We start from the raw sequence: 4,128 nt of genomic DNA, 5'->3' as shown, positions 1-4,128 counted from the left end.
GCCGCCGCCAAGCGCTGCCCAGCGCTTGGCGGCGGCCGCTCGCACGACCGGATCACACGGCCTTGAGCATGCCGCCGTCGACCACGTAGTCCGCACCCGTGATGCTCGCCGCGGCGGCGGAGAGCAGGAACACCACGGCCGTTGCGATCTCTTCCGGCTCGACGAAGCGGCCGGTGGTGACACCGAGCGCACCCGGTGCCTGCTCGAAGAAGGTCGGGATTTCCATCCCGAACGCGGCGGCGATCTTGCCTCCGAAGTCGTCCGGGCTGTCATAGATCGAGCTGCGCACGAAGCCGGGGGAGACGGTGTTCACACGGACGCCCTGAGGTCCGAACTCTTCGGCCAGCGCCTTGCTCAGTGCGGTGACGGCGGCCTTGGCGGAGGCGTAGGCCACCGGGCCGAGGCCGGGCATGCGTGCGGAGACCGTCGAGATGTTGACGATGGCGCCCTTGCGCTCGATGAGGCTCGGCAGCGCGAGCCGGCTCGCGCGGACCGTGCTGAGCAGATTGACGTCGATGAGATGCGCCCACTGCTCGTCGTCCGTGTCGAGGAAGCCCTGGACCTTGAGGTCGCCGCCGCCGACGTTGTTGACCAGCAGGTCGATGCCGCCCAGCTCGCTCACCGCGGCGTCGAACGCCGCGGTCACGCCCTCCGCGGTGCCGAGGTCGGCGGACACCGCAATGGCGCCCGCGTCCTTGAGTCCGGGCGTGACGCTTCGGGCCACGCCGACGACGCGCACGCCTTCGGCAACCAGGGCCTTGACGATCGCCAGACCGATACCCCGGCTGGCGCCCGTGACGATCGCTGTCTTGGAATCGAGGTTGAGGTTCATGCCGCCTACCTTTTCTTTACTTCGAGGTACAAAAAATGAACAGGGGTGTGCCGCATCGCGCAGCGAGCGGCATCAGTCGGGGTTCCGTGATCGCGCAGAGCCTTCAAAGAAGGTCGACCGTGGTGTCGATCGCGCGCTTCATGCGATCCGGCCCGGACTCGATACGGGCCATGACGCGCAGACCGGTGACGGTGTTCAGCAGCAGCGCCGCCAGGTCCCGGGCGTCACGCTCAAGGGTGATGTCCCCCGCTCGCTGCCCTTCCTCCAGGAGCGCCTGCAGAGTGCGGTCAGTCCGGTCCAGCATCTCCCGGACCATGGCGGCCAAGGCCGCGTCGTCGTGCCCGAACTCCATGGCCGTGTTCATCGCCAGGCAGCCCCGGCGCTCAGGGTCGGCGAAATCCGTGTCGGCGAGGAGATGGAGTGTTCCGCGCAACCGTTCCTTCACTGGTCCGGATTCTTCCAGCAAAGCGTCCATGGCCGCGGCGTGCGCGTCCAGGTAATGGCGTAGCGCCAGGTCGAACAGCTGCCGCTTGCCGCCGAAGGCGTTGTAGAGACTGCCCTTGCCGATGCCCAGTGTGTCGATGAGGCACTGTGGGGAGGTGCCGGAGTATCCCCGGCGCCAGAAGACCTGCATCGCCTGTTCGACGGCGGTTTCCGGATCGAACTGTTTGGGCCTGCCCATGGTCCGACCTTAACATCGTTCTGTACCGTCAAGTCAAATACTGACTGGAGTGCCTGCCGTTTGGTGGCGGCAGCCTGTGGTTGCTCTGCGGCAGTCTCCGGTGCCTCCCGCGACCCGACCAGCCTGACGTCCGGCACCGGGGGCGATGACCGCCTCCGAGTGGCGTAGTGTCCGAGCTGAGTGAGTCAGGTCCTGAGTTCGAAAGCCGGTGGAGAAGAGGATGCTTCGTCGCCATGAGACCCGTACGGCCGACGACAGTCGCGATCATGTCGTCACGCTGATCGGCAAGTCGGACTGCCATCTGTGCGACGACGCGGAACGCACCGTCGCGAAGGTCTGTGCGGAGCTGGGGGTCGTCTGGGAGAAGAAGGACATCGCCCAGGACGAGGATCTCCACCGCACCTACTGGGAACAGGTCCCGGTGGTCCTGGTGGACGGTCTTCAGCACACGTTCTGGAAGGTGGACGAAGGACGTCTTCGCGCGCGTCTCGCGCAACACCAGCCCTGAACGCGGTGCGGGTCGGCGCACGTGCGCGCAGACCCGTGGTGGAGACCGCGCAGTGGTGTGGTCAGGTCGCGGGAAGCATGAGATCCACGTCCGTCACCTGTTCGTCCGGGCGGACGGTGTCGCCCCCAGTGCACGGCAGATGGCCAGCATCCGGTCATTGGAGAGCTGAGTTCTCACTCTCACCGTTTGCATGCCGAGCACCGAAGCTTGAGCCAGGGCATAGCGGGTGAGTCCCCGGCCCAGCCCGCTGTTCTGCCACGCATCCTCCACCAGCAGTGCAAGCTCACCTGTGTGGCTACTGCCCGTATGCAGCAGGTGCGTGGTCGCGATCACCAGGTGCGGACTGCCGACGGGGTGAGTGACCCAGCTCCGGCCCTGCTCCGGTCCGACCAGCGCAGCCCATTCGGACGGGCGCAGCCGACGCCGAGCAGCTTGATAGCGACTGAAGCGCGATTCCAGGCTGGAGCGTCCGTGCATGCGGTTCACGGCCTCGTAGGAGTCCTCCGAGGCCGGCCGTGTCACCGTGAGACGGCCGGAGCGCGTGGCGATCGGATGACCGCCCGCCACCTCGTGGTGAACGGATGTACTGCACGGAACGGGGAGGGACATCTTCACGGCGGACACGTGGACGCTCATATTCTCTCAGGACTTCGCCAGCACGGGCAGCAGGTCGGACGGCATGCGTGGTCACAGCTCCTATGCGGTGGTGCGACCGCACATGCCGACTGTCCCGACGCGTCGGCATGCCGTCCTGTGGAACAGTCGCACCATGGGCTGGGCTGCTCGGAGAGATGAGTTGCGCTGAATCCCCGGAGCGGCTGTTCTTCCCTCGCACGGAGGGACCGGGACCTTCCCGAATCCGTTCACCGTGCCGGGCGCTCTGTGTATGCCGTTGCACCGCAGACAGGCCAACACCGTCGCCGGTCCCCTCATTTCCACTGTGTGCCCGGAGCCGTGGTGCGGACGGTCTCAGGTCCGCACGCCGCCGACGGGGGCGCAGGGGGTGCGAGCACGCCCGGCACCGGCCTCGGTGAGTTGTTGCGGGTGCGGAACGGCTGTCAGAGGACGGCTGCGGCCGGCTCGACGTGGGCCAGCAGCTCCTGCAGGCGCGACTTCTCGGCGTGAATGAGCTGAGTGACCGTCTCCGTCTGCTCCTCGGGCACGAGCATCAGTGTCGAATAGAGGAAGAGCCGGGGCTTCCCCAGCCAGTCGCGCAGTTGGGGGTCGGCTGACCACCGCAGCAGCCTGTCGCCGACGTTGATTGCGGAACGCAGCCAGTCTACGTCGGTGCTGGGGTGCCGAGATGGTACGCACAGCTCGTTCCTGGCGCTGTCGTCGACATAGGCGGCTTCGACGTGTGCGGCCAGCGAGGCGCTGAACACCTGCTGGCAGCTGATGAGGGACTGCAAGGTGATGCGTGCGGCGTCGAACACCGGTACCGGCGGCCGCTGCCCCAGGCCGTGGGCGGTGCAGTCGATGTAGAGGGATCCGGGCCGGGAGCGAGGAGTGGTCCAGTTCGATGGTCTCCTCGTCGATGTGGCGGACCCTGCCCTGGCGTACGACATCGTCGATCCGGCGCAACTGGGCCAACTCGGCCCGGGTCACCGTGGCACAGCGATAACTCGTAGGTGTGACCTCGGGGGAGATGCGCATCAGGGTGCCGCCTGCCTCCAGGCGCTCAAAGAGCTCCTCGAAGGTCCCGGCGCCTGTGACCGCCTGAATGCGCGCCACATTCGCTTCGGCGGCGATGGGAGCGAACGCCGGCCCGGGCTGGATATGGGTCCGGTCGAGCAGCCATGCGTCGCGGGGCGCGATCCAGGTGATGTCCGACGGATCGACGTCGTGGTTCAGAAGCCACAGGCAGGCGTCGATACCGGTCTTCCCCGCCCCGACGACGGTGTAGTGGGAGGGCCGTTGCATCAAGGTGGGGAGCTGGTTGGGAGTGATCAGTCGGACGCCGGGGCCGACCTCGTACTTGGGCGGCACCATGGACGGCACGGTGACGTTCATGTAAGAAGTCATCTCATTTGGCGAGCCTGCGGTAGCAGATGAGGGTGCAGGCGATGCTGGTGAAGGCGAGAAAGTGGTCGGCTTTGCGTTCGTAGC

5 protein-coding genes are annotated in these 4,128 nt (G+C 66.7%); 1 reads left to right on the top strand and 4 read right to left on the bottom strand.

The annotated features are described in order from the left end of the window. Positions 1-52 precede the first annotated feature (52 nt). Complete coding sequence (locus tag ABZ454_RS38645; RefSeq protein WP_359544103.1) at positions 53-832, bottom strand: SDR family oxidoreductase; 780 nt, start codon at positions 830-832, stop codon at positions 53-55. 103 nt (positions 833-935) lie between these two features. After that, positions 936-1,514 (bottom strand): TetR/AcrR family transcriptional regulator, encoded by a 579-nt coding sequence (locus tag ABZ454_RS38640; RefSeq protein ID WP_359544102.1) that lies wholly within the window; start codon positions 1,512-1,514, stop codon positions 936-938. Positions 1,515-1,734: 220 nt separating this feature from the next. Between ABZ454_RS38640 and ABZ454_RS38635 the strand changes: the two genes are divergently transcribed. Further along, the gene (locus ABZ454_RS38635; RefSeq protein WP_359544101.1) at positions 1,735-2,022 is read left to right on the top strand and encodes a glutaredoxin family protein; all 288 of its coding nucleotides are present in this window, start codon (positions 1,735-1,737) and stop codon (positions 2,020-2,022) included. A gap of 93 nt (positions 2,023-2,115) precedes the next feature. Here the strand turns inward: ABZ454_RS38635 and ABZ454_RS38630 are convergent, their stop codons facing one another. Together ABZ454_RS38630 and ABZ454_RS38625 are read right to left on the bottom strand one after the other, a co-directional pair. Further along, positions 2,116-2,646, bottom strand: coding sequence for an N-acetyltransferase (locus ABZ454_RS38630; RefSeq protein ID WP_359544100.1), 531 nt, complete (start codon positions 2,644-2,646; stop codon positions 2,116-2,118). A 434-nt stretch (positions 2,647-3,080) separates the two neighbouring features. After that, the gene (locus ABZ454_RS38625) at positions 3,081-3,587 is read right to left on the bottom strand and encodes a hypothetical protein (protein ID WP_359544099.1); all 507 of its coding nucleotides are present in this window, start codon (positions 3,585-3,587) and stop codon (positions 3,081-3,083) included. Positions 3,588-4,128 lie beyond the last annotated feature (541 nt).

The organism is Streptomyces sp. NPDC005803, assembly GCF_040630435.1.
Taxonomy (GTDB): domain Bacteria; phylum Actinomycetota; class Actinomycetes; order Streptomycetales; family Streptomycetaceae; genus Streptomyces.
The sequence above is the reverse complement of the archived record's forward strand: the minus strand, read 5'-3'. Positions and strand labels throughout refer to the sequence as shown.

Bases quoted from the DNA above. Each gene is read 5' to 3' on its own strand.
- ABZ454_RS38640 (WP_359544102.1), bottom strand. From the start codon at position 1,514: ATGGGCAGGCCCAAACAGTTCGATCCGGAAACCGCCGTCGAACAGGCG.
- ABZ454_RS38645 (WP_359544103.1), bottom strand. From the start codon at position 832: ATGAACCTCAACCTCGATTCCAAGACAGCGATCGTCACGGGCGCCAGC.
- ABZ454_RS38625 (WP_359544099.1), bottom strand. From the start codon at position 3,587: ATGTCGTACGCCAGGGCAGGGTCCGCCACATCGACGAGGAGACCATCG.
- ABZ454_RS38635 (WP_359544101.1), top strand. From the start codon at position 1,735: ATGCTTCGTCGCCATGAGACCCGTACGGCCGACGACAGTCGCGATCAT.